19 protein-coding genes and 2 pseudogenes are annotated in these 23,349 nt (G+C 55.7%); 11 read left to right on the top strand and 10 right to left on the bottom strand.

Annotated elements, in window-relative coordinates:
- Positions 1 to 9: 9 nt before the first annotated feature.
- The 6 genes and pseudogenes from OLX72_RS03295 to OLX72_RS03270 all read right to left on the bottom strand — a co-directional run bounded on the left by OLX72_RS03295 (position 10) and on the right by OLX72_RS03270 (position 4,855).
- The gene (locus tag OLX72_RS03295) at positions 10 to 534 is read right to left on the bottom strand and encodes a Twin-arginine translocation pathway signal (RefSeq protein ID WP_114869016.1); all 525 of its coding nucleotides are present in this window, start codon (positions 532 to 534) and stop codon (positions 10 to 12) included.
- 32 nt (positions 535 to 566) lie between these two features.
- The gene (locus OLX72_RS03290; protein WP_114869017.1) at positions 567 to 962 is read right to left on the bottom strand and encodes a VOC family protein; all 396 of its coding nucleotides are present in this window, start codon (positions 960 to 962) and stop codon (positions 567 to 569) included.
- A 91-nt stretch (positions 963 to 1,053) separates the two neighbouring features.
- Positions 1,054 to 1,347: a ribbon-helix-helix domain-containing protein gene (locus OLX72_RS03285; RefSeq protein WP_114872073.1), complete on the bottom strand. Its 294-nt coding sequence runs from the start codon at positions 1,345 to 1,347 to the stop codon at positions 1,054 to 1,056.
- A gap of 207 nt (positions 1,348 to 1,554) precedes the next feature.
- Positions 1,555 to 1,884 carry a DUF1330 domain-containing protein gene (locus OLX72_RS03280; RefSeq protein ID WP_114869018.1) on the bottom strand — a complete coding sequence of 110 codons (330 nt, stop codon included), beginning with the start codon at positions 1,882 to 1,884 and terminating at the stop codon, positions 1,555 to 1,557.
- Positions 1,885 to 2,139: 255 nt separating this feature from the next.
- Positions 2,140 to 2,999, bottom strand: a pseudogene (locus OLX72_RS03275) (IS3 family transposase); the annotation flags it as partial.
- A gap of 230 nt (positions 3,000 to 3,229) precedes the next feature.
- Complete coding sequence (locus OLX72_RS03270) at positions 3,230 to 4,855, bottom strand: L,D-transpeptidase family protein (protein WP_433989816.1); 1,626 nt, start codon at positions 4,853 to 4,855, stop codon at positions 3,230 to 3,232.
- Between the two features lie 509 nt (positions 4,856 to 5,364).
- On the opposite strand from OLX72_RS03270, the pseudogene OLX72_RS03265 reads away from it, so the two are divergent.
- Positions 5,365 to 5,640, top strand: a pseudogene (locus OLX72_RS03265) (IS110 family transposase); the annotation flags it as partial.
- Between the two features lie 123 nt (positions 5,641 to 5,763).
- Positions 5,764 to 7,110, top strand: a complete 1,347-nt coding sequence (locus OLX72_RS03260; protein ID WP_433989815.1) for a hypothetical protein — start codon at positions 5,764 to 5,766, stop codon at positions 7,108 to 7,110.
- A gap of 137 nt (positions 7,111 to 7,247) precedes the next feature.
- Here OLX72_RS03260 and OLX72_RS03255 read toward each other — a convergent pair whose 3' ends face one another.
- Both OLX72_RS03255 and OLX72_RS03250 read right to left on the bottom strand, forming a co-directional pair.
- Positions 7,248 to 7,943, bottom strand: a complete 696-nt coding sequence (locus tag OLX72_RS03255; RefSeq protein ID WP_114868913.1) for a GntR family transcriptional regulator — start codon at positions 7,941 to 7,943, stop codon at positions 7,248 to 7,250.
- 13 nt (positions 7,944 to 7,956) lie between these two features.
- The gene (locus OLX72_RS03250; protein ID WP_433989814.1) at positions 7,957 to 10,854 is read right to left on the bottom strand and encodes an FAD-binding and (Fe-S)-binding domain-containing protein; all 2,898 of its coding nucleotides are present in this window, start codon (positions 10,852 to 10,854) and stop codon (positions 7,957 to 7,959) included.
- Between the two features lie 153 nt (positions 10,855 to 11,007).
- Here OLX72_RS03250 and OLX72_RS03245 point away from each other — a divergent pair, with 153 nt between their 5' ends.
- From OLX72_RS03245 to OLX72_RS03215, 7 genes are all read left to right on the top strand, one after another.
- A complete protein-coding gene (locus OLX72_RS03245; protein ID WP_114868915.1) occupies positions 11,008 to 12,165 on the top strand; it encodes a pyridoxal-phosphate-dependent aminotransferase family protein in 1,158 nt (385 codons plus the stop codon).
- A gap of 74 nt (positions 12,166 to 12,239) precedes the next feature.
- Positions 12,240 to 13,220: a TRAP transporter substrate-binding protein gene (locus OLX72_RS03240; RefSeq protein ID WP_433989813.1), complete on the top strand. Its 981-nt coding sequence runs from the start codon at positions 12,240 to 12,242 to the stop codon at positions 13,218 to 13,220.
- A 112-nt stretch (positions 13,221 to 13,332) separates the two neighbouring features.
- The gene (locus tag OLX72_RS03235) at positions 13,333 to 13,899 is read left to right on the top strand and encodes a TRAP transporter small permease (RefSeq protein ID WP_114868917.1); all 567 of its coding nucleotides are present in this window, start codon (positions 13,333 to 13,335) and stop codon (positions 13,897 to 13,899) included.
- Positions 13,899 to 15,179, top strand: coding sequence for a TRAP transporter large permease (locus tag OLX72_RS03230; protein ID WP_114868918.1), 1,281 nt, complete (start codon positions 13,899 to 13,901; stop codon positions 15,177 to 15,179). Before OLX72_RS03235 ends, OLX72_RS03230 begins: the two co-directional genes overlap by 1 nt.
- Positions 15,176 to 15,949 carry an enoyl-CoA hydratase/isomerase family protein gene (locus OLX72_RS03225; RefSeq protein WP_114868919.1) on the top strand — a complete coding sequence of 258 codons (774 nt, stop codon included), beginning with the start codon at positions 15,176 to 15,178 and terminating at the stop codon, positions 15,947 to 15,949. Before OLX72_RS03230 ends, OLX72_RS03225 begins: the two co-directional genes overlap by 4 nt.
- Positions 15,946 to 17,151: a CaiB/BaiF CoA transferase family protein gene (locus OLX72_RS03220; protein WP_114868920.1), complete on the top strand. Its 1,206-nt coding sequence runs from the start codon at positions 15,946 to 15,948 to the stop codon at positions 17,149 to 17,151. Before OLX72_RS03225 ends, OLX72_RS03220 begins: the two co-directional genes overlap by 4 nt.
- 27 nt (positions 17,152 to 17,178) lie before the next feature.
- Positions 17,179 to 17,604, top strand: coding sequence for a GlcG/HbpS family heme-binding protein (locus OLX72_RS03215; RefSeq protein WP_114868921.1), 426 nt, complete (start codon positions 17,179 to 17,181; stop codon positions 17,602 to 17,604).
- Positions 17,605 to 17,676: 72 nt separating this feature from the next.
- On the opposite strand, the gene OLX72_RS03210 is transcribed toward OLX72_RS03215, so the two are convergent.
- Together OLX72_RS03210 and OLX72_RS03205 are read right to left on the bottom strand one after the other, a co-directional pair.
- The gene (locus OLX72_RS03210) at positions 17,677 to 18,465 is read right to left on the bottom strand and encodes a carbon-nitrogen hydrolase family protein (RefSeq protein WP_433989812.1); all 789 of its coding nucleotides are present in this window, start codon (positions 18,463 to 18,465) and stop codon (positions 17,677 to 17,679) included.
- A gap of 2 nt (positions 18,466 to 18,467) precedes the next feature.
- Entirely contained in the window at positions 18,468 to 19,625 is a 1,158-nt protein-coding gene (locus OLX72_RS03205; RefSeq protein WP_433989811.1) for a M24 family metallopeptidase, read from the bottom strand.
- 729 nt (positions 19,626 to 20,354) lie between these two features.
- Here OLX72_RS03205 and OLX72_RS03200 point away from each other — a divergent pair.
- Both OLX72_RS03200 and OLX72_RS03195 read left to right on the top strand, forming a co-directional pair.
- Complete coding sequence (locus tag OLX72_RS03200) at positions 20,355 to 22,238, top strand: PHA/PHB synthase family protein (protein ID WP_433989810.1); 1,884 nt, start codon at positions 20,355 to 20,357, stop codon at positions 22,236 to 22,238.
- Positions 22,239 to 22,334: 96 nt separating this feature from the next.
- The gene (locus OLX72_RS03195; protein WP_114868926.1) at positions 22,335 to 23,348 is read left to right on the top strand and encodes a bifunctional enoyl-CoA hydratase/phosphate acetyltransferase; all 1,014 of its coding nucleotides are present in this window, start codon (positions 22,335 to 22,337) and stop codon (positions 23,346 to 23,348) included.
- The last annotated feature ends 1 nt before the right edge of the window (position 23,349 follow it).

Here is a 23,349-nt window from a genome sequence, read left to right as displayed (position 1 = left end):
CACTCTCCCTTATAGCCAGTTGATGTCATTGAAGCCGCGGTCGATATAACCGCCCTGAGAGAAGGACTCGCCCTCATATCCAAAGAGCGGCCAGACCGCCTTTTGGTTATAAAGCCCGGTCACTAATCCGCCTCGGACTTGCTGAAAGAACGCGCTGTTTTCCATGCCGCGCAAAACATCGACGCGATCTCGCTCCCATCCCATCGACAGGTAGTCGGCATGTCCTTTGCCCTGTGCCGCTGCGTTCAATGCTGCTATACCAGCTTCGACACCCGGTGCCGCCTCTTCGGTGTCATAGGCTTTGACGGCGACGGCGTAATATTCATCACCCACATGATCATGCGGGTAGATATCACGGGCCATCTGAACCAGCGTTGCCATCGTTTCAGGCTTGAGCGCTGAAGTTTCCATCGCCCATGCACCATCGGCACTTGCAAGATATCCGGCGCCAACAACGAAACTTGCGCCTGCAGCCATCGACCGAGACAGCAATTGCCGCCGTGTCAGTGCCCTGTTGTGATTATTGTTTTCCATTTCACTTTCCTCCCTAATGAATGCGCGTGCTTTTATTGGTAGTGACCTGCACGCTGCAGAACTTCGATCTCGTACCCATCAGGGTCTTGAACGAAGAAAAATTTGGCGATGACATCGCCATCTGGCGCAAACTCAACAACTTTGCGCGGATTAAGATTTTCGGACTCAAAACGCGCATGTTCGGCGTCTAGATCATCAACTGAGAACGCAATGTGCCCATAGCCATCGCCCAGATCGTACGGTTCAGTACGGTCTTTGTTGATCGTCAGTTCTAGTTCGAACGAAGTCTCTTCGTTCCTGAGATAGATGAGTGTGAACGACGAGAAATCGAGGCGATGTGCCACTTTCAACCCGAACGCCCGATTATAAAAGTCTGTTGATCGCGCCTCGTCCAATACGCGGATCATGCTGTGTATGGCTTTTGCCATGCGTGCCTCCCAACTATTTAAGTGGTTCTGGCAGGCTGACATTTTTAAATGCTTGTGGGTAGTAAAGGAATACTACAAAGCTGTATTCAACCTATTCGGCCGCGACCTGTCCGGTGCTCGAACCTTGGTGCATTTCCATATGAAGCAAACAAGTGCATCGTAGAAGTGACGTAAAATTCTCTGTTTCACCATATATCTCAAGCACTTCGGCATGAAGCTTTGAGACGAAGCCAGGCGTTGTATAACCTTGGTTTTCAGCAAGTTCGTCAACAATCGCCCAAAAAGATTTTTCCAAGCGTACACTGGTGCTTTGTCCATTCAACCGCATGCGCCGAGTTTCCCGCTTGTAGCGTTCAGGGTCCTGACCGGCAAATATCTGGCACATAAAATTCTCCCTTTCGTCCTCCCCAGCCAGAGCGAGATAACGAGCCGAACGTAAACACTCATGGAACGCTCTGGCGTTGTCAAAGCTTACGACATGCTGCATTTTTGTAAACCGCTGACAGAACAAATCGTACGGTTGCCAAGTCACCAACCCAACAACAGTCTTTCCCACCCGTTAGGCGACGCAGACAAACATTATATGTTCTAATTAACCGGCTGCCGGAAGATAGGGAATGGCTCCGGCAAGGTCAGTATCGTCGATAACATGGAAGCGGCTAACACTTCCTGCTTGGCGCGCTTCGCCAAAAGGCTTGTATTCTGGATCATTTGCAAATGCATCAAGAGCCTCACGCGATGGGAATTGAATCAACGCAATCAGAGTTGTGTCTAGGCCCTCGCCTTCAATGGTCTGAATGTTACCGCTCCGTGACAGATACTTGCCACCGTGCTTCGCAACAATATCGTGAACCTTTGCGGCATATTCCGGAATCCAAGCGTCATCCGTAACTTTAACATCAGCGATCAGAAATACGGACATATTGCCCTCCTTTTTTGGAATTATTTTTATGAATGGAGCATAGCAGCGAAAACCTCATGTGTCTCCTCACTACAGCTAATGATGATTTTCAACTCTGGCGTACTTTCTGATTTGGATAAAAACAAACCGATTAAACAAAAGCTGCTTGGAGCTGACGGTAGTTATTCGCTGTGGTTGTGAACGACCTTTCCAAACGATTGTCGGCACAGTGCTAAAAGCGGAAGTTCGCAACAAAGCAGCGTTCAGTTGCCGGATTATTGTCCGTTTATACGTATCGTGTCCGCTATCTGACCGAATGTAGGCTGGAATGCCCCGCAGGATGAACAGGTCGGTCAGGGCGTCGATCACCTCGGCCGAGTTCAGCTTGCGCTTCACCCGGATCGCAAGGCACTCCCTGCTGTGTTCGTCCAGAATGTTCAGGGTTCTAAACGCCTTCCCATCATCAGTTCTGTGATGGACGAAGTCATATGACCAGACATGGTCACGATACTCCGGCCGCAGCCGAACACACGAGCCATCGTTCAGCCAGAGTCGCCCTTTCTTCGGTTGTTTCATCGGCACTTTGAGCCCTTCACGTCGCCACAGGCGTTCGACCCGCTTGTCGTTCACCAACCAGCCTGCATCCCTCAGCAATGCGGCAATCCGACGATAGCCATAGCGCCCATACTGGCGGGTCAGCTCGATCATGTCGGCCACCAGGCGCGCCTCATCCGCACGCCCCGCTGGCAACCGTCTCTGAGTAGATCGGTGTTGACCCAGAACCCGGCACACACGTCGCTCGGACAACTGCATTGAGCTGCGGATGTGATCGATACAGGCCCTGCGGCGAGAGGGGCTCAGAAGTTTCCCCGTGCGGCTTCCGACAGGATCAGCTTGTCCAGAGTCAAATCCGAAACCGCTCTGCGCAACCGGTCATTCTCCTTCTGAAGACGTTTGAGTTCCTTCAGTTGGTCGGTTCCCATACCGCCATATTGCTTACGCCAGCGATAGAACGTCTGCTCAGTTATCTGCACCTGACGGATTGCATCGATGCGCGGCATTCCCTGACCGCACAGCACCTCAACCTGCCGCAGCTTCGTGACAATCTCTTCCGGCTTGTGTCGCTTGATTCCCATCTTTGATCCTCCGTTTCCTAACTATAGGGGCGGACCACTTCAAAGGGGGAGGATCAGGCAGTTGCCCGGTGTATTCGATGCTGGGGGTCAACACCTGCGCGTTGAAGGACAAATAATCATCACAAGACGACGATCAAATGCAGGCTGCGGCTGAATACGCCGCAGCCTTGGCATTTGTGGAAAGACCCGGATTGGCTTTACGGCATGTCGGATCTTTCAAGCCAACGACACTAGCGGTTTAGAGCATCAAGTATCGGAGCATCTCTTTCATAGGGATCTTCGCGGAAGTGAACGGTCCCCTGTTCAACCCAAGCCGTCCAGTAGGTAAGCAGCACAGGAATCGGTTTCTCCAGATCTATCCTTGTGGTTTTTCCACTGTCCAGAATGGCATTCATGCGTTGGTTGCTCCAATCCGGCTGGCCCTCCATAAGGAGGTTTGCAAACTCAAACGGATGCTCAAGCCGCACACAGCCAGAGCTGAGATTGCGTTCGTTTAGGTCGAACAGACCCCTTTGGTTGGTGTCGTGCAGGTAAACTGCATACTCGTTGGGAAACATGAACTTCACTCGTCCCAGTGCATTATTTGGCCCGGGTTGCTGAACAAGTGTCACGCCAGGGTTGTCCGACGCCCAGTTGACTGACGCGGCGTTCACAGGCGTGCGGTCGCTGCTCCGCACGACGGTGTAGTTGTTCCGAGCCAAGTACCCTAGGTCCTTTCGGATACGTGACAGTTTGTCCTTTCTAAAAATTGAAGCAGGGACGGTCCACGTAGGATTAAATTCCATATACTGGATGTCGTCGCGGAAGACCGGTGTTTTGCGATATGCTGATCCGGTCACGGAACGTGTGGTCCAGACTGTGTCACCTTTAATGAAATAGGTGCGTGCACCGGCGATGTTGACCAGAACGAAATCGTCAGGGAGGTCCCGCATCAGCCATCGCGCGCGTTCGAGACTGAGCCTGAGTTGATCGACACGTTCGCTTGCTGTCCGGTTCAGAGATTCGAACGATCTCGGCCCGATTACACCGTCGGCTTCAAGCCCATGGCGGGCTTGAAACGCTTTGACGGCCTCAACCAGCGCTTCATCATAGGTGTCTTCGCTACCCGTAGTTGAAGATGTCTGAAATGTGGTTTCCTGTGCCACACCTTCGCGCAAAAGCCTTTCGCGCACAAAGGTCACAGCGGGATCGGTCATTCCGGGTTTCAGAACAGTGCCATCCGGCACGGAGACCCAACCGCCACCGTGCTCAATGTCGCGGTAGGTTTTCAGGGCATCAACCAGTTGCCGGTATTGCGCAACATCAACATTAATGCGCCCCATAAGTGTGCTGAAGCCTTCACCGTCGAGAAATTCGTTTAGTACGGCTGACGGTTCGCTCTGAATAACGGGTTTGGAGAAGTTCCATGAACTGTCGAGCTTTGATGGATCGACTTTGCCGAAAACCATGTGATGGATTAGTTTGATGGCGGCATCGGTGGCGACCAGATCGAAGGCTGCAATGTCGCCAGGTTCACCTGATCTTGCTGCGTCCTGCAATTCGTAGAGCAGTGGCAGGTTGAAGTCTGTGGGGCGAAAACCTTGTTCAACGCCACGGGTCAACTCCGTGAAAAGCTGTTGATCATTGCCTGTGCCGTACCAGGCGGTGGTATGACCGCGCAGTTCGTAAAACCGTGGGATCACGACGGCTGTGTCCAGCCTTGCGTCGCCGAAAAGGTTAGTGTCAATTACGTTGAACGACGATGACAGTCTCTTGATTTCATCCTCAACGGGACCTGCCGCGAGGCTGGCAGGTAGAAACACCAGCACTAATGTCAGTCCGACTGCAAAGTTCACGATAAAGTTCAGAATTCGCAAGGTCGCCTCCTACATTTCGTGCTAATAATCCTTGCTAGCACAATAGGCGGATTGCAAGGCTGAGATTCAGAGTGTCTCCGACTAAGACTAACCTTGAAGCTTGGGCTCGATGCAGTCATTCGCAGTAGACTGCACCAATGTCGGCTGCGCGGGACCTTCCAGCCGTTCGCCGCGACCGCGAAATCTCAAGGTTCGCGAGCGCAGCATTTGGAACTAGTGGCTGATTGTGTTGAAAAACTCGAAAATTCGGCTCCCTCATTTTTCCGCCAATTTCCAATGCTTCATCAAAGTTGACTTTAATTGCCAAGAGCAGGCCATGACATGCCCTCACATCGCCGAACCGGTGTTTTGGCCGACCCCCTAGCCAAAAATCTCGACGGCTTCTCAATGGACAAAATTTTCACTGGTTTTCGGTAAAAATGGAGTTTTTCAACATGGCGTAATCAGAACCAGCGCGCATCGATGCCTGTTATTCTTGATGTTCATATCATTGAAAAGGAGACCGACCGATGGAATATTTTGCTGGTTTGGATGTGTCCATGGAAGAGACGCATATCTGCATTCTTGATCGAGACGGGGCGCTTATCCTGGAAGGAAAAGCATCCTCGACACCGAAGGCGATCACCGCGTTTCTGGCCGCCGGACCCACATGTACCAAAGTTGTTTTTGAGACTGGGCGGATGGCTCCAATGCTCCACCACGGCCTGACGGAGCTTGGTGTCCCGGTTGTTTGCATCGAAAGCCGCCAAGCCTATCAGGCACTGAAGTCCCTAGCTGGGCATAAGGGGAATTCGGTTCTTGCCCTCAAGGCGGTGGAAGAGGTGGCGCGCAGACTGGAATGGTCAGTTTTTTGATTTTCTTCATCAGAATCTGAACAGAATTGCCCAACGGTATTTGAAAGGACGGACATGGAAAAACGCTATTCATGCAGTCGACTGGTTTCGGCTGGTGCCGTGTTGGCGATATGGTTGCCGACTTTCGGGATGTGTGACGATTACGAGGTGCCGGCCGTTCTGTCTGCGTCAGACACTGTGTTGGATCTGCCCTTGAAGACTGACACCTACGAAATTCATCAGGATGTACCCACTGACGGGTTCATGGCCGTGTTCACGATCACTTCGCCCTATGGTGAATTTACTGCTTCGGGTCCCGGTATGCTGGCCTCTCGCCTGAACGAGATCAAAGCGCTCGCAGCTTTGGATATCATGCAGGAAGATGACCGTTTTGCCGAAGCGGCTGAAAGCACGGCAAAAGAAACGGTTTCAAATCTGCGCCAGTTTATCGAAAACCCTAAGGAAACAGTGCAGGGCGTTCCAGATGGTGTCGGCCGATTCTTTGACCGAACAGGGCGCACCTTAAAGACCGGCCTGCAAAAAATAGGGGACGTCAGAGAGGGTCGCTTGCCCGGAGTGGAAGAGAATACCGCGGAAAATCTTCCGGGGGGAACGCCTGCTCAAAACAACCCGGGTGTCAGTTTAACCGAGAGTGTCGCGCGAGCGGGGGGAGACACAGCAATCAATATTCTTGGCTTTGACAAACAACGTCGGCGGCTGGCGAAGGAACTGGCGGTCGATCCCTATTCGACAAACCGCATACTCTCAGAAAAACTTGACGAGGTGACCTGGGCCGCTTTTGCCGGAGGTCTTGGGGTAAATTTTTTGACGAGCCTTGTGCCAGGTGGGTTCGTACTCTCCACTTCCTCGCGCCTTAGCGATTGGGTTTGGGATACTGCGCCGGGTGATCTGCGGGTGGAAATAGAGAACGCGCTTTTGTCCATGGGGGTCGGACAATCGGAAACTGATCAGCTTTTGAGGCATAGCTTTTATACCTTAAGCATGCAGGCCGCGCTCACGGCTTCGATGCAAGCACTTGATGGTGTGGAAGGACGTGCCGATGTGATACCGCTGGTTCTAAGTGTCGCCTCGGAAGGCCAGGCCCGGTTTCTTGTGCAGACGATTGATATGCTCAGTATATACCACACAGAGCGCGAACCATTGTCCGAATTGCAGGTACAGGGAACCATTTTGGGAATGTCTCAGGCAGGGCAGCCGGTGATCGCGGCCCCGGTCGATTATCTGAGCTGGACACCATTGCTGGATCGTTTCGCGTCCAGCTTTGGCGACCAATCGGCAGTTGCACCGCTCGTCTTTGTTGATGGTCAGCTGAGCAAGCGCGCACGGGATGAATTGACTGAACTCGGTTGGAACATTGAGGAGCGGACCCCGCTCGCTTCCAGAGCCTATCCTGTTCAATAATTCTTTGAAAACGTGCAAAGAATTTGGCGCATAATTCAGGCCGATGGGGCAGGGCGGTATTGTCGCGTGTGGTGCAACAGATTACCGGCGTTCGTTTCTGAAATCAGGTCCAGCCGTGTCACAGACCTGATCAGCGATCACTGTTCTTCTTCCGCCGCCGCCTCGCGCGCCTCAAGCCATCGCACAACAGAGGCGCGTTTGGCGTCCATGTGATCAAGAAGCGTGGCAGCCAGCTTTGGGCCATCCCGCGCAGCCAGATATTTCATGATTTTTTCATGCTCTTGCACCGCCGCGTACCAGCGGCCTTCCGTCATGTTTGCCAGATAACGCGCGCGCTGCATGCGCAATGACAGCGCCTGACAAGACGTGGTCAGGGTGCTGTTGCGTGCGGCAGACAGAATGGCACGGTGGATTTTCTGGTTGATATCGAAATAGGCGTCGAGATCCCTTCGTTCATAGCTTTGCATCATCTGGTCGTGCAGCGCCTGCACTTCATCTATTTCGGTGTCTGTGATGTGGTTGCAGGCCAATTCGCCAGATAGGGCTTCAAGCGCGCCCAGAACCGGAAAAACATCTTGAACTTCGTCCAATGTAACCTGAGTAACCCAGGCGCCGCGGTTGGGTTCCAGCCGGACAAGCCCGTCTGAGGCAAGTACCTTCAGGGCTTCCCGGAGCGGGGTGCGCGACACGCCGAACCGGTCGCATAACAGTTTTTCGGGCACCTTGGCGCCCGGTACGAGTTCGGCGTGAATGATCAGCATCTGCAGACGATCGACAAGCTCGTGGTGCAAGGATTTGCGCATGATTTCCTGTGTTTGAATTGCCTGCATCATGTAGTTTCTCGCCTCATTGTTTCAGGGCCATTTCAAGAAGGCGCACAACATGAACAGGCTTGCGCGCGGTCGTATCCGCCACTTGATGCCGACAGGACGTGCCATCGGCAACGATCAATGTGTCTTTGTCCGCGTTTCTGACCGCCGGTGCCAGATCCAATTCCGCCATTTTACGGGAAATTTCATGCGTTTCGATACCGTAGCCAAAGGAACCTGCCATACCACAGCAGCTTGTTTCAACGACATCAACCTGCGTGTCGGGCAGGCGCGACAGTGTTTTTTCAATGCTCGACATCACACCCATCGCCTTTTGGTGGCAGTGACCATGCAGCAATATTCGCGGTGCAGGAGAAACCAGAGGCAACTGAAACGCCGGATCGTCGTCCTGATCAGCGATGTATTCCTCAAGCATGCGCGCCTGTCGGGCCAGCAAAGCAGTCTCCGCACCGGGCAGCATTGCCGGTATCTCGTCGCGCAGGGTCAGCAGGCAGCTTGGCTCAAGCCCGATAATCGGTAGGCCCTGTTCTGCAAAGGGCAGCAACGCATCCACCAGTCGCCGCGCCTCAGTCCTGGCCTCGTCCACCAGACCGGCAGACAGGAATGTGCGGCCGCAACACAAGGGCCGTTCCCCCTTGGGGGCCGCAGCGATCTGGACCGGAACCTTGGCCGCCCCAAGCACATTCAGTGTGGCGCGCAGGTTTTCCGGTTCAAAATATCTGTTGAAACAATCGGCAAACAAAACCGCCTTGGGGGCCGCGTTCTGTTCCGCTTCGGTGTCTTTGAAGGGCCGCGCGTTCCATTTTGGCAGATCACGTGACGCGGTAAACCCGCTAAGCCGTTCGGTCAGTTTGGCCAGCCCGGGTACGGTGTTGCGCAGGTTGGCGATAAGCGGCAGTCGCGCCGCCCATGGCGCGTAGCGTGGCAGATAGGCAACCAGCCGGTCGTGCAACCTTAGCCCATGTTTTCTGGCGCTGGCGGCCTGCACCTCGATCTTCATCGCAGCCATGTCGACGCCGGTCGGGCATTCGCGCTTGCAGCCCTTGCAGGACACGCACAGCTTCATCGTATCGGCCATTTCATCAGATGTCAGCGCGTCGGGCCCCAACTGCCCCGATATCGCCAGCCGCAACGTATTGGCGCGTCCGCGTGTTAGGTCTTTTTCCTCGCGTGTCACCCGAAACGACGGGCACATCGTGCCGCCCTTGAGCTTGCGGCAGGCGCCGTTGTTGTTGCACATCTCGACAGCGCCCTGAAATCCGCCGCCGCTGCCTGTCCAGGCGGACCAGTCCAGTTCGGTTCGGAATTCGGGAACAGTATAGTCCTGACTGTAGCGAAACAGGCGCCGGTCATCCATTTTCGGCGCGTCCACGATCTTGCCGGGATTGAACAGCCCGTCAGGGTCAAACCGTTTTTTCACCTCACGGAAATTGGCCACCATGCGGGCGCCAAACATCTTTTCGTGAAATTCCGACCGCACCAGACCATCGCCATGCTCCCCCGAGTGAGACCCTTTGTACTTCGCAACCAGATCAAAGCATTCTTCGGCGATCGCGCGCATCTTGCGCACGTCCTGATCCAGCTTGAGGTTCAGTACCGGCCGCACGTGCAGACAGCCGACAGAAGCGTGCGCGTACCACGTGCCGCGTGTGCCATGCTTTTCGAATATCTCTGTCAAGCCAGCCGTATAGGCCGCAAGATCGGGTAATTCGACAGCACAGTCTTCAACGAAAGACACCGGTTTCCCGTCTGCCTTCATCGACATCATGATATTCAAACCCGAACTGCGCAAATCCGCGATACGGGCCTGCATCGCGGGGTCTGGCACAGCGGTCACGCCACCCCAATTCTTGCCGCGCCCCGTCCATGAATACCCCAGATCGCCCATCATCTCTTCAAGCTGCTTCAGCTTTTGGGGATGCAGGTTGGGATCATCCTCGGCAAACTCGACCAGCAAAAGCGCGTCCGGTTTGCCGGTTACGAATTCCTCGATTGTCTGGCGGAACATCGGAATATCGCGGGCCAGCTTGATCATAGTGGCATCGACCAGTTCAACGCCCTGCGGCTTCAGCGTGACCAGATGCTGCGCGGCATCCATCGCCTGATGGAATGTCGGGAAATGGCAAACGCCCAGAACTTTCTGAGACACCAGTGGCCAAAGCTTCAGTTCGATCGCGGTGGAATAGGCCAGTGTCCCTTCTGAACCGACCAGCAGATGCGCAAGATTGTTTGGCGTGTCTTTGGGGACCAGTGCATCAATGTTGTATCCGCCGACGCGGCGCATGACCTTTGGGAATCGGGCGCCAATTTCGGCGGCTTCGCGCGCGCCCAGTTCCAGCAGGTCGTCTCTCAACGCGGCCAAAGCCGGAGAGGGGGCGTTGTCCAGAGGTCCGAAATGGTGCTTGGTTCCGTCCGCCAGAAACGCATCGATCGACAGGACATTGTCACGCATCATGCCGTAACGCAGCGATTTTCCCCCGCACGAATTGTTACCGGTCATTCCGCCGATGGTCGCGCGCGACGCGGTTGAAACATCGACCGGAAACCACAGACCGTGCGGTTTCAGGGCGCGGTTCAGATCATCAAGCACGATGCCGGGGCGCACAACGCAACGCTGTCCTTCCACGTCCAGCTCGAGAATATCATTGAAGTGCTGTGTGTTATCCAGAACAAGCGCTTCGTTGACCGTCTGGCCGCATTGCGATGTGCCGCCGCCGCGCGCCAAGACCGGCACGCCCTGTTCGCCAGCAATGTCGATGGCTGCGCGGATATCATCCTCTGATCTTGGGGACAAAACCCCAAGCGGCATCATCTGATAAAGCGATGCATCCGTCGCATACCGACCCCGCGAAAACCTGTCGAACATAAGATCACCCTGAACGCGTTTCTTCAGAGCGTCGGAGAGCTGGGACATATTTTTTCCAGTATGACTAGGGCGGCGTGCGGGATAATTTTCATTGACTTAATTATGAATTCAAAATTACGTTGATTCAATAAAAAAGCAAATCGCATTGCACAGACAGATGCGCTGGCCCAATGCCCAAACGCCAAAATGAGATCGATTGTCATGAGAAAAGCTGGCCGACACTTTCTGCAAATTCCCGGACCAAGTGCTGTGCCCGACCGCATTCTAAGCGCAATAGGCCAACAGACCATTGACCATCGCGGGCCCGACTTTGCCAACGTTGGCAAGCGTGCGCTGGACGGGCTGAAAACGATTTTCAAAACCAAAGAGCACGTTTTTATCTATCCCGCATCCGGTACGGGCGCGTGGGAGGCGGCGCTGGTCAACACGTTGTCACCGGGTGACAGGGTTTTGATGTTCGAGACAGGCCATTTTGCGACGCTGTGGAAAAAGCTGGCCGAAAAGCTGGGCTTGCAGGCTGAATTCATTCAAGGAGACTGGCGCGGTGGCGCCGACCCCGAAAAAATCGAAGCCTATCTTGCCGAGGACAAGGAGCATCAGATCAAAGCGGTATGTGTCGTGCACAACGAAACATCGACCGGATCGGTTTCACCCATCGCAGCAGTACGCAAGGCCATCGACAACGCGGGCCATCCCGCGCTTTTCATGGTTGATACGATCTCGGGCCTTGCTTCGCTTGATTACCAGCACGATGAATGGGGCGTCGATGTTACCGTTTCAGGGTCGCAAAAGGGGCTGATGCTGCCGCCGGGCCTATCGTTCAACGCCGCAAGCGCAAAGGCGATGGCGGCCAATAAATCGGCGACATTGCAACGGTCATACTGGGACTGGGCTGAAATGGTTGGCCCCAACAAGACCGGGTATTTCCCCTACACGCCTGCGACAAACCTGCTTTATGGGCTGAACGAAGCTGTCGATATGCTGCATGAAGAAGGGCTTGAAAACGTGTTCGCGCGCCATGCGCGACATGGCGCTGCGGCCCGCGCCGCCGTGCGCACCTGGGGCCTTGAGGTTCTGTGTGCCACGCAAGGTCAGGAAAGCGGCGTGCTGACGGCGGTAAAAGTACCCGATGGCCACAGCGCTGACGCCTTCCGCGCCACCACTCTGGAACATTATGATATATCTCTGGGCAACGGTCTGTCCAAAGTGGCGGACAAGGTCTTTCGGATCGGCCATTTGGGTGACTTCAACGATCTGATGCTGGTTGCGACCCTGGCAGGTGTCGAGATGGGATTGAAACAGGCGAACGTCCCGCATTCCGAGGGTGGAGTGCAGGCGGCAATGAAAATGCTCAAGTAGCGCGAACGCTCCCGGCAAGAGGGGCCAGGACAAAAATGAACACATCAAATGACAATCTTTGGGAGGAGACTACTATGAAAGTAATCGCAAAAATTCTTGCTGCAACCACCGCCATTGGTATGGCCACAGGTGCATATGCGGCTGAAATGACAATGAAATTCGGCCATGTCGGCGCACCGGGTTCACTGTTTGAGGCGTCGGTTGATAACTTTGCCGCCTGCGTGAACAGCGCAATGCCCGACAAGGTCGAAGTGCAGACCTTTGGTTCGTCACAGTTGGGCAAGGACAAGGAGTTGCTGCAAAAGCTCAAGCTGGGGCAGGTCGATTTCGCGCTGCCTTCGTCAGTGATGTCATCGGTTGACGATTCATTCGGTATCTTCGAGATGCCTTATATCATCACCGATCGTGACCACATGCGCCGGGTTCAGGGCGCGATGATGGACACATTCCAGAATGCCGCACAGGCAAATGGCTATCACATCGTCGGACTTGCTGAAAACGGCTTTCGTCATATCACCAACAACGTGCGGCCGATCAATCTGCCCGCCGATCTGGCCGGGATCAAACTGCGCACGCCCAATGGTGTCTGGCGCCTGAAAATGTTCCAGGAATACGGGGCAAACCCCACGCCCATGGCCTTTTCCGATGTGTTTACCGCGCTGCAAACCGGCGTGATTGACGGACAGGAAAACCCCTATGCGCAGATCGCTTCGGCCAAGTTTCAGGAAGTGCAAAAGTATCTGTCGATCACCGGGCACGTCTACACGCCAGCCTATATCCTGACGTCGAAAAGCAAATTCGACGGTCTGCCAGCAGACATTCAGGCGGGTCTGACCGAATGTGCCAACAAAACCCAGGACTTCACCTACGAAAAAGCAGCCGAGCTGGAAGCCAGCCTGCTGAAGGTGATCGAAGACGCCGGAGTTGAGGTCAACACTGCCGACAAGGCCGCGTTCATCGAAGCGTCCAAACCGATCTACAAACAGTTCGCCGACGAAGTGGAAGGCGGGCAAGAGATGATAGATACGGTCCTTGGGCTTGGTAACGCGGGTTAATCATTCGGGGCGGCGGGATATCCCGCCGCCCTGTTTTCCAAGAATTACGTGTTTCATCCGGGCGCAACCAGTGCCCGCTCTGGATCTCTGATATCCAACAGGTCAGCCAGTCATGCAAAATGAAGACTATTCCACGCTGTCACGCATCAATCGTGTGTTCAGTACGGTTCTTGAGTGGATCACGATCAGCCTGATGATCCTGCTAACGCTGGTGGTTACCATGGCGGTGCTTGCCCGGCTGATGGGGCAAAGCTTTTCATGGTATGACGAAGTGGCCGCAATCATGCTGGCGTGGATTACCTATTACGGGTCGGCGCTGGCCGCATTGCACCGCCGCCACATCGGCTTTGATACGGTGCTGCTGGCGTTACCGGTCAGGGTTCGGATTGTCGCCTTGCTGGTCGGAGAGGCCATCGTTCTTCTGTTTTTCTTTCTTATGGCGCGCGCAGGGCTTCAGGTGCTCGACGTGCTGGCCGGGGATACGCTTATCTCGCTGACCTGGATGCCAATTCAGGTCACACAATCGGTCATTCCGATCGGCGCGGTCCTGTTCATGATCTGCCAGATGCTCAGCCTGCCGATGTATCTGAAACTGACGGCTGCCGGTGTCTCGCTTGAACATGCCGAGATCGAGGAAGAAGTCGAAACCGAACTTGAAAAGAACAAGGATCGCCACTGATGCTTATGGCCGGTATTTTCATAGCGATGCTGATCATGATCTGCATCAACATCCCCATTGCGGTGGCTTTGGCCATGTGTGGTGTTCTTGGGTTGCTTCTGACCGAAGGGTCCGGCAGCCTGGTGACCATCGCGCTGGATATGTATGACGGATCCACCAAGTTTTCGCTGATCGCGATCCCGATGTTCGTGCTTGCGGGCGCGATCATGAACGCGGGCGGCATCACCGACAAGCTGATCAATTTCGTATCTGCCATTATCGGGTTCATCCGTGGCGGCCTTGCGATGGTAAACATCGGCGTATCGCTGTTTTTTGCCGAAATCTCGGGGTCGGCTGTGGCGGACGTGGCGGCAATGGGGTCTATCCTGATCCCGCAGATGAAGAAACGTGGCTACAGTAAGGAATTTTCGGCGGCGGTTACCTCTTCCTCGGCATCTCTGGCGATCATTATTCCGCCTTCTATCCCGATGATCCTTTATGCAGCGTCCGCGAACACGTCGGTAGAGCAGTTGTTCGTGGCAGGCATTGTGCCGGGCCTTTTGGGCGCCGCCGGGTTGATGGTGGTCGCTTACCTCTTTGCCAAACGATATAATTTCCCGACCGAGGACGCGTTCAACTTTGCGCGCCTTCGCGTAACATTCGTTGAGGCGCTGCCCGCCTTTACCCTGCCAGTTATCATTCTGGGTGGTATCTTTGGTGGTTACGTCACCGCGACCGAGGCCGCGGGTCTGGCCGTCCTCGCCTCGTTGGTTGTGTCGGCATGGTACGGCAATCTTGATGTCAAACACCTGCGTCGCGCGATGCTGGACGGTGGTATCCAAACCGCTGTTGTGATGCTGCTTGTCGCGGCATCGGTGTTGATGGGTGGTTTTCTGACCCGCGCGCAGATCCCCCAGCAACTGGCCGAAGGCATTTTGTCGATCACAACCCAGCAATGGGCGATCCTGCTGATCCTGAACTTCTTCTTCCTGATCGTGGGTTTTTTCCTGCACTCTGCTGCGGCCATTATTCTGGTGATCCCGATCGTCATTCCGCTGATCACTGCGGCCGGGATCGATCCGGTACATTTTGGTCTGGTGGTCACGCTTAACCTTGCAATCGGGCAGCAAACCCCGCCCGTGGCTTCGGTTCTGATCACTGCCTGTTCGGTGGCGCGGGCAAATATCTGGGAAGTGTCCAAGGTCAACATCTGGTTTGTCGGGGTGCTTTTGCTGGTGCTGATGTTGTGCACTTACGTACCTGCCGTTCCGATGTTCCTTGTGGAGTATTTCTATCGATGACCGACATCACAAATGAACTGCGTGACGGTATCCTGTGGATTACCTTTGATCGGCCACAGGCACGCAATGCGCTGACCTTTGGCATGTACGAACGGCTGGCCCAACTGTGCCGTGACATGCCGACAGATGGGTCTGTACGTGCGGTCGTGATCTCGGGTGCGGGCGGCAAGGCCTTTGCCGCAGGGACGGACATGACCCAGTTTCGCGCCTTTGAAACACCGCAGGATGCGCTGGATTATGAACACCAGATCGACGCTGTGCTTGACGCTGTCGAACGGTGCCCGGTGCCGACGATTGCAGCGGTAAACGGCGCCTGTACAGGGGGCGGCGGTTCGATCGCGGCGGCCTGCGATATCCGGATTGCGTCTGCCAGCCTCAAGTTCGGCTTTCCAATCGCGCGTACATTGGGAAACTGCCTGGCTGCGGGCAATCTTGCGCGGTTGTCCGAACTGATCGGCGCGGGGCGGGTACGAGAGATCATTTTTACTGCGCGGCTGATCGAAGCTGACGAGGCGCTTTCTATCGGGCTGATCAGTGAAGTTTTGCCTGACGAAGAGGCGTTGATGGCGCGTGCCGCTGTGCTTGCGGAACGCGTGGGTTCGATGGCACCGCTGACACTGCGCGCCACCAAGGAAGCGCTGCGGCGCAACCGCATGGCATCCGAGGTGGAAGATTCCGACCTGATTATCTCCTGCTACATGAGTGATGATTTCCGCATCGGGATGGAAGCATTTCTGGGCAAGACCAAGCCGGTTTGGACAGGCAAATGAGCACACGATCTGGCCCGCTTAGCGGTATGCGCGTTATCGAGCTTGCCCATATCATGGCAGGCCCTGTTTGCGGTCTGATGCTGGCGGATATGGGCGCCGACGTTATCAAGGTGGAAAAACCAACCGGCGATGACAGCCGGCGGTTTACCCCGCCCCAGATCGGCGGTGAAGCTGCGGCCTATATGATGATGAACCGCAACAAGCGGGGCATCTCTCTGAACCTCAAGGATCCGCAGGCTGTTGATATCCTGCGCAAACTTCTGGCCACGGCCGATGTCGTGATCGAGAATTACCGTAAAGGAACGATGGAAAAGCTGGGCCTGTCCTACGAGGATCTGTCAGCGGTCAACCCACGTCTGATTTATTGCGAAATATCGGGCTTTGGGCGCACAGGCCCCTATGCCGAACGTGGCGGTTTTGATCTGATTGCGCAGGGCATGTCAGGCCTGATGTCCATCACTGGCGAAGGGCCGGGCCGCCCGCCGGTCAAGGTTGCCGCGCCGATTTCGGATATCAATGCCGGTATTCTGGGGGCGATGGGTGTTTCGGCGGCATATGCGAACATGTTGCAAACCGGTTTGGGCCAAAAGATCGACACCTCTTTGTTCGAGGCGGCGATCACCCAGACCTATTGGCAGTCTGCCATCGCATTTGCCACCGGTGAAAAACCTGAACCGCTTGGATCGGCGCATCCGCTGAACGCGCCCTATCAGGCGTTTCAGACAAGCGACGGTTGGATCAATGTCGGCGCTGCGAACCAAAGCAACTGGCTTCGGTTTCTGGATGTGATCAACGCCCCTGAACTGGATAATGACCCCAGGTTTTCATCGAATGCCCAGCGCATTCAGAACCTGCCTGCATTGGTCGAAATTCTGAATCGATATCTGGGTCAGGACACGACCGAAAACTGGCTTCGCCGAATGGAAGAGGCACATCTCCCTGCCGGGCCGGTCAATGACATCCTTCAGATGCATGCAGACCCGCAGGCGCGCGCGCGCGATATGATTGTTGAACTGGATCACCCGACAGCCGGCAAGGTTGAAACGATTGGCCATCCTGTAAAATTCAGCCGCACCCCTGCGCAGGTTAACCATGCCGCCCCGCTGCTTGGTCAGCACACGCGGGAAGTGCTTGCCGAAATGGGGTATGAAAACGCGCAGATCGAAGCGCTGCTTCGCTCGCAGGCCGTAATTGCCGCGTAAATACCCCCCAGAAACGGGAGAGAACAGATGACCATTACCCTGGATCAGGCCCAGTCCATCATCAGTGATTGCCTTGAATGGCGCAAGAAGAACGGGCTAAAGCCGCTTACCGTGGCGGTGTTGGACAGAGGTGGCTATCTTGTGGCGCTCGCGCGTGAGGACACAACCAGCAACCTGCGGCCGGAAATTGCGCAAGGCAAGGCCCGCGGGGCCGTATCGATGGGATTGGGGTCGCGGGCCTTGTTCGAGCGCGCAAAGGTTGAACCGTTTTTTATTCAGGCGATGAATGCCTTGTCGGAAGGATCGCTTGTGCCGGTCGCCGGGGGCGTTTTGATCAAACAGGATGGCATCATCCTTGGTGCAGTCGGCATCACCGGCGATAACTCGGACAATGACGAAGCGTGCGCAATTGCAGCGATCGAAAAAGCCGGTTTTGTTGCTGATGGCGGCTGAAGCCTGTCGTTGCAGAGTCACGCGGCCAAACCTTTCCGAAACGGGTTCGAAATGATCCGACACCGCCAACGGCTAGGACAGATCTATCGTCAAACCATCCTTCAGATAGGGCAGCCTTTTCTGGGCGGCAGCCACGCGCGACTTGTCTATATCGCCGTAAATGATGGTCGCAGATGCGCCGGCGCGTGCTACTTCGATACCATCCGGGGCGGCGATGACACTCGCGCCCAGAAATTCACTGCCGTTTTCCACACCCCCGCTGTTGGCATAGGCAAGGTAGACACCGTTTTCGTAGGCCCGCGTCGGGATCATTGTATGGGCCACCCATGACCAATCCGACCCAAGCGCTGTCGGCACCAGAACAAGATCGGCGCCAAGCTGGGCAACATGGCGCACCGTTTCCGGAAACTCGGCATCATAACAGATCAGCGTCGCGATTTTCAGCTTGTGGTATTCAAACAGATGACACCCGCGTCCGGGCGTGAAATACGCCTTTTCGAAACCGGGTGGCAGCACCAGTTTGCGTTGGTGGCACAACACGGTGCGATCCGCAGAAACGCACAGAGCCGCGTTGTATAGAGCATCTTCCGAACGTTCCGCAAAACCATAATGGATCGCAACACCCGCTTCGTGCGCCATGTCGGCAATGGCGGCAAAGGTCGGTCCATCCGCGATCTCGGCGCGGGTTCTGATCGCATCCCCGATGTTGTATCCGCAGGCAAACAGTTCCGGCAGCAGCAACAGGTCGGCGCCCGAATTCGCAATATCGGGCAGAATTGAACGCAACCAGTCCAACCTGTCTGTCGGAGAGTTCAGGTCAGCCGGGGCTTGGGCTACGGCCAGACGAAACACGGGCTGCACACTCAGCATTCTGTCACAAGCAACTGTCGGGGATAGTCGGTCAGGTATTCACAGCCGTCTTCTGTCACCACGATGCTGTCACCGATCCGTCCGGCCGTCACCCCGTCAATCGAAATTCCGCCATCCACCGCAAAGGTCATTCCGGGTTGCAGAACTGTGGTATCTCCGGCCTTGAGTTCGGGGGCCTCAAGATAGGCGATGCCGATAGACCGGCCAGTGCGGTACCCTGTCTGGTATCCGCGTTCGGCATAAACCGCGTTGGCCGCTGCCGCCACGTCCCGGGCCGCAACACCCGGTCGTATCGTGGCAATGGCGGCTTGCTGCGCATCTATTGCGGCCTGCTGTACTTGTGCCGCTTCGTCCGTCACGTCGACGATGTGGAACATCCGGTCAAATCCTAGCTTGTATTGCTTGAACTGCGCCATGTTGCAGAAACAGAAATAGACCGGATCATAGCGTTCATATGTTTTGACCGATGCGCGCCGATGGACCATAGACGCGTCCCTGCCGCTTTGCAGGATTTGCAGATTATGGATCATCGGAGAGACGAACCGTTCCCAGCCTTTCGCAGACAGGAAACCCGCCGCGCGCCGGGTGCCTGCTTCAATAACCGCCAGAGCACTTTCGTATTCGCGCGCCCCGATTGCGAGCGATCCGTGCGCCGCAGCCATCATCGCGGCGGCAACCTCTCCTGCCTGTTTCATCACAGAGATTTCCAGTGGTGATTTAATCATCCGCTGCGCGCCCAGAACCGGCCCGATATCCTTGAGCACAGCAGAAGGATAGCGTTCGTCGACATAGTTGCGCACGATTGCCGGAATGTCCGATCGCTCGATCCAGATTTCACGCGGGGTTTCGGGCAAGACCTCGGACAAGGCGCGACTCCAGCTTCGATGACCTGCGTCCTCCCAGGTGCGCACGTCATCGACCCAGGTCATTTCTGCAACCATTTCACTTTCCATAAGTGGCGTGATCACAGTGGGAAGGTCATCGGCGGGAACAACCAGCATGGTCGGGCGGCCGAATTCAATGCCCAGATAACCCCAGAACCCTGCAAGATAGGCTATGGAACTTTCAGAGGTGAAGACCGCATGGGAAATGCCCAGTTCTTGCATCCGGTCTTGCAACACCTTGGTTCGCGCAATCGCTTCGTCCAACATATCCGGTCATACCCTCGCTTCGCCCATTGCGATCTGACCGCCAGTCTAACCGGCTTCGCACCGGCTGATATAGAATTACCGACGATCCGTGTCGCATATTGCGAGCCGGCTCGCGCTTTCCGAAACCTGTGACAGTGGACAATCAATGCTCCGTCTTGCGGGAAAAGGCCAAGGTGTCGCGAACACTTGTAAGCGGCTGTGGGATTGATCGCTGTGGTGTAGCGCTGCGAAAACTGCACACCGTCCCATTCGCGCAGGGATGAAAGTAGCATTTCTTAACGTGCGTTAATGCCCGCATCTGCCGTATGCGAAAAGTTTCGTGCTTGAAGACACTGATGCGAAAAGGAGGGTTTCATGGATCGCCTGAGTATCATTTTGACCCTGTTGGCGGCGTTTGTCCTGATGGGCGGGTCGGTGATCACAGTGTTGGTCATCGGTCTTTATACTTGGCAGTCGGTCTTGGGCGCAGCGCTCGCGCGGCTACTGCTCGCGTGGCCTGCCGCCTACTTGATGTCACGCCCGATCAAGCGAAAGACACCGCACTGGAGGCTGCAAAGCAGCAAACCAGGTGCGCCAAATGCAAACCGAACTGATTATCAAGAAACCCAAGCCGCAAACCGGTGAAAGAGAACGCTGAATATCACGGATCGCACTACTGGCCGCGAATAGCGGCAAACGGATGGATTGGCGGCGCGGGTCTGTCCGACGGGCAAAGAGAAAAGGACCATTATGGAGCAGACAGGAACCGAAACCGAAACGGATGCAACATCTATACCGCCCGCCCACTCAAAGGATGATACCTCAGAGCAGCAAGGCGCCCCCAACGGAGAGGATCGTGCCGGGCTGGATGCGGAGCCGCCGGAATTCGAGCGTTCTGCTCCGTTCGAGACCCCGGACCGCTACAGCACGAAAAGCATAGACAGGGCAACCGACGCGCATCTGGCAAGGTTCACGCTGGGCGTGTCGCCCTATGGGCTGGCGTCAACATTCTTCACCTGGGGTGTCCACCTGATGGGCGCGCCAGGCAAGCAGGCGCAACTGATCGAAAAAGCGGTACGCAAAGCGGCCCGGTTGGCTGTCTATGCCGGAACTGCCGCGCGCAATCCCGGCTGTGATCCCTGTATCGAACCGCTGGCCCACGATAAACGCTTCAAGGATGAAAGCTGGCAGCGCTGGCCCTATAACCTGATCTACCAGAATTTCCTGCTGACCCAGCAGTGGTGGTACAACGCCGCCCGCGATATCGACGGGGTGTCGGACCGCGAGGAACAGGTTGTATCATTCGTCACGCGACAGATGCTTGATCTGATGTCCCCGTCAAACTTTATCGCAACAAACCCTGAAGTCGCGGCAGAGACTGTGCGCCAGGGCGGTGCCAATCTGCTGCATGGCTGGCAGAATTTTGTAGAGGATTGGGAACGCGCCGTTTCCGGCAAGCTGCCGGTCGGGACGGAAAACTATCTGCCGGGCAGGGATGTGGCGGTGACGCCCGGCAAGGTGGTATTTCGCAATCGCCTGCTGGAACTGATCCAATACGCACCCGCGACGAAAAAGGTAAAAGCCGAACCGCTCCTGATCATCCCGGCCTGGATCATGAAATATTATATTCTTGATCTCAGCCCCGAAAACTCCTTGGTGCGCTATCTTGTAGAGCAGGGATATACGGTTTTCATCGCCTCCTGGCGCAACCCCACGGCGGAAGACCGCGATATGGGGATGGCCGATTACCTGAAGGCCGTCGATGATGCGATGGATGCAGTCAGGGCAATCGTGCCTGACCAGAAAATACACGCGCTGGGCTATTGTCTGGGCGGAACCCTGATGTCGGCAAAGGCCGCGCAGATGGCCCGTGACGGCGATGACCGGCTTGCGACGTTCACCTCACTCGCCACGCAGACGGATTTTGAAGAACCCGATGAACTGCAACTGTTCATCAGCGAAAGCGAGGTATCGTTTCTGGAAAACATGATGTGGGATCAGGGTTATCTGGATACCAAGCAGATGGCGGGGGCCTTCCAGCTGTTGCGCTCGGTCGATCTTATCTGGTCGCGCTACGTGCACGAATACCTGATGGGCCGTCGGCAGGAGATGTTCGATCTGATGGCGTGGAACGCCGATGCCACCCGTATGCCTTACAAGATGCACAGCGAATATCTGCGCCATATTTTCATGAACAACGAACTGGCCGAGGGGCAATACCAGATCGGGGGTAGTCCCGTTGCGATCAGCGATATCGACATACCGCTGTTTTGCGTTTCCACAACTTCGGATCATGTTGCGCCCTGGCGGTCTGTGTACAAACTGCACCTTCTGGCAGACACCGATATTACCTTTGTGCTGACAAGCGGCGGGCATAACGCGGGCATCATCAGTGAACCGGGGCATGCGGGGCGTAATTACCGTATTTCGACAACCGGCAGGGATGACCCGTATCAGGCGCCTGATGCATGGGAGGCGGCGGCAGAGGAACAGCAAGGATCCTGGTGGCCCGAACTTGTCGGATGGTTGGACAAACATTCCACCGGCGAGACAGAGCCGCCCCGTCTGGGTGCACGTTCGGGCCGTTTCAAGGCCAATGATGACGCACCGGGTTCCTATGTCTTTCAGAAGTGACGCGAAACGCCTTTTTAGGCGGCAACGCCGGGTGCGCGCTGTATTGGCTGATCCATCAACGAAGCCAAAATAAGGTTTTGAAGGAAGGTGAAATTCATGCCTCTTGAAGAAGACGAAGCCAAGGCCTTGCACGAGTTGGAACAGAAAGATGAGAAGGCCCACAGGCACCGGCCTGATCGGTTTTCGCGTCTGGAAGATATGGCCAGAACCCTTGAAAATGTGCCCGTTGCGGTTGTGTGGCCAGTCGATGCGCCCAGCCTTCAAGGCGCACTGGAAAGCTGGCGGGCAGACCTGATCGCGCCGGTACTTGTGGGCCCCGAAGATCGGATCAAAGCCGTCGCGGACAAGGAAGGCATGTCGCTTGGCGCGCTTGAAATTGTTTCGGCTTCGAGTCCGGAGGAGGCTGCGCAAAAGGCGGTGGAAATGGCAGTTTCCGGCAAAGTGCGCGGCCTGATGAAAGGCGCGTTGCACACCAAGGCGTTGATGCACGCCATTGTCACGGAAAAAGCCATGCGCACAGACCGCAGGATGAGCCATGTGTTCGCTATGGATGTGCCGGATTTTGACCGGTTGCTGTTTATTTCGGACGCTGCATTGAACGTACGCCCCGATCTGAAATGTCTGCGCGATATCGTGTGCAACGCCATCACCCTGACCCACGCGCTTGGGATCAATCGGCCAAAGGTGGCGCTTTTGTCTGCGACGGAAAACATCGATGAAGAAATCGAGTCCACGATACTGGCCGCAGCGATCTGCAAGATGGCGGATCGCGGAACGATCACGGGGGCAGACATTGACGGGCCGTTGGCGATGGATCTGGCCGTGTCGCCGCGCGCCGTAGCCATCAAGGGCATCAGATCAAAGGTTGCCGGACATGCTGATGTGCTGATTGTGCCGGACCTGGTGTCGGGTAATATTCTGGCCAAGAATCTGGATTACCTGGCCGAGGCCGAAGCGGCAGGGATCGTGATGGGGGCTGCTGTGCCGATTGCACTGACAAGCCGGGCCGATACCACAGCCGAACGGCGCGCATCGGCGGCGTTGCTTTGCATTGTCGCCGCCGCCAATCAAACAGGCCCATCGCAAGCGGCCGGATCAAACCACCAGTGAA

Origin of the sequence: Sulfitobacter sp. TBRI5 (assembly GCF_051013555.1) — a bacterium.
In the GTDB taxonomy this organism is placed as follows: domain Bacteria; phylum Pseudomonadota; class Alphaproteobacteria; order Rhodobacterales; family Rhodobacteraceae; genus JL08.
Note: the sequence above shows the minus strand (reverse complement) of the source record. Positions and strands in the feature narration are given on the sequence as shown.

Bases quoted from the DNA above. Each gene is read 5' to 3' on its own strand.
- OLX72_RS03295 (WP_114869016.1), bottom strand. From the start codon at position 534: ATGGAAAACAATAATCACAACAGGGCACTGACACGGCGGCAATTGCTG.
- OLX72_RS03290 (WP_114869017.1), bottom strand. From the start codon at position 962: ATGGCAAAAGCCATACACAGCATGATCCGCGTATTGGACGAGGCGCGA.
- OLX72_RS03285 (WP_114872073.1), bottom strand. From the start codon at position 1,347: ATGTGCCAGATATTTGCCGGTCAGGACCCTGAACGCTACAAGCGGGAA.
- OLX72_RS03280 (WP_114869018.1), bottom strand. From the start codon at position 1,884: ATGTCCGTATTTCTGATCGCTGATGTTAAAGTTACGGATGACGCTTGG.
- OLX72_RS03260 (WP_433989815.1), top strand. From the start codon at position 5,764: ATGGAAAAACGCTATTCATGCAGTCGACTGGTTTCGGCTGGTGCCGTG.
- OLX72_RS03255 (WP_114868913.1), bottom strand. From the start codon at position 7,943: ATGATGCAGGCAATTCAAACACAGGAAATCATGCGCAAATCCTTGCAC.
- OLX72_RS03250 (WP_433989814.1), bottom strand. From the start codon at position 10,854: ATGTCCCAGCTCTCCGACGCTCTGAAGAAACGCGTTCAGGGTGATCTT.
- OLX72_RS03245 (WP_114868915.1), top strand. From the start codon at position 11,008: ATGAGAAAAGCTGGCCGACACTTTCTGCAAATTCCCGGACCAAGTGCT.
- OLX72_RS03240 (WP_433989813.1), top strand. From the start codon at position 12,240: ATGAAAGTAATCGCAAAAATTCTTGCTGCAACCACCGCCATTGGTATG.
- OLX72_RS03235 (WP_114868917.1), top strand. From the start codon at position 13,333: ATGCAAAATGAAGACTATTCCACGCTGTCACGCATCAATCGTGTGTTC.
- OLX72_RS03230 (WP_114868918.1), top strand. From the start codon at position 13,899: ATGCTTATGGCCGGTATTTTCATAGCGATGCTGATCATGATCTGCATC.
- OLX72_RS03225 (WP_114868919.1), top strand. From the start codon at position 15,176: ATGACCGACATCACAAATGAACTGCGTGACGGTATCCTGTGGATTACC.
- OLX72_RS03220 (WP_114868920.1), top strand. From the start codon at position 15,946: ATGAGCACACGATCTGGCCCGCTTAGCGGTATGCGCGTTATCGAGCTT.
- OLX72_RS03215 (WP_114868921.1), top strand. From the start codon at position 17,179: ATGACCATTACCCTGGATCAGGCCCAGTCCATCATCAGTGATTGCCTT.
- OLX72_RS03205 (WP_433989811.1), bottom strand. From the start codon at position 19,625: ATGTTGGACGAAGCGATTGCGCGAACCAAGGTGTTGCAAGACCGGATG.
- OLX72_RS03200 (WP_433989810.1), top strand. From the start codon at position 20,355: ATGGAGCAGACAGGAACCGAAACCGAAACGGATGCAACATCTATACCG.
- OLX72_RS03195 (WP_114868926.1), top strand. From the start codon at position 22,335: ATGCCTCTTGAAGAAGACGAAGCCAAGGCCTTGCACGAGTTGGAACAG.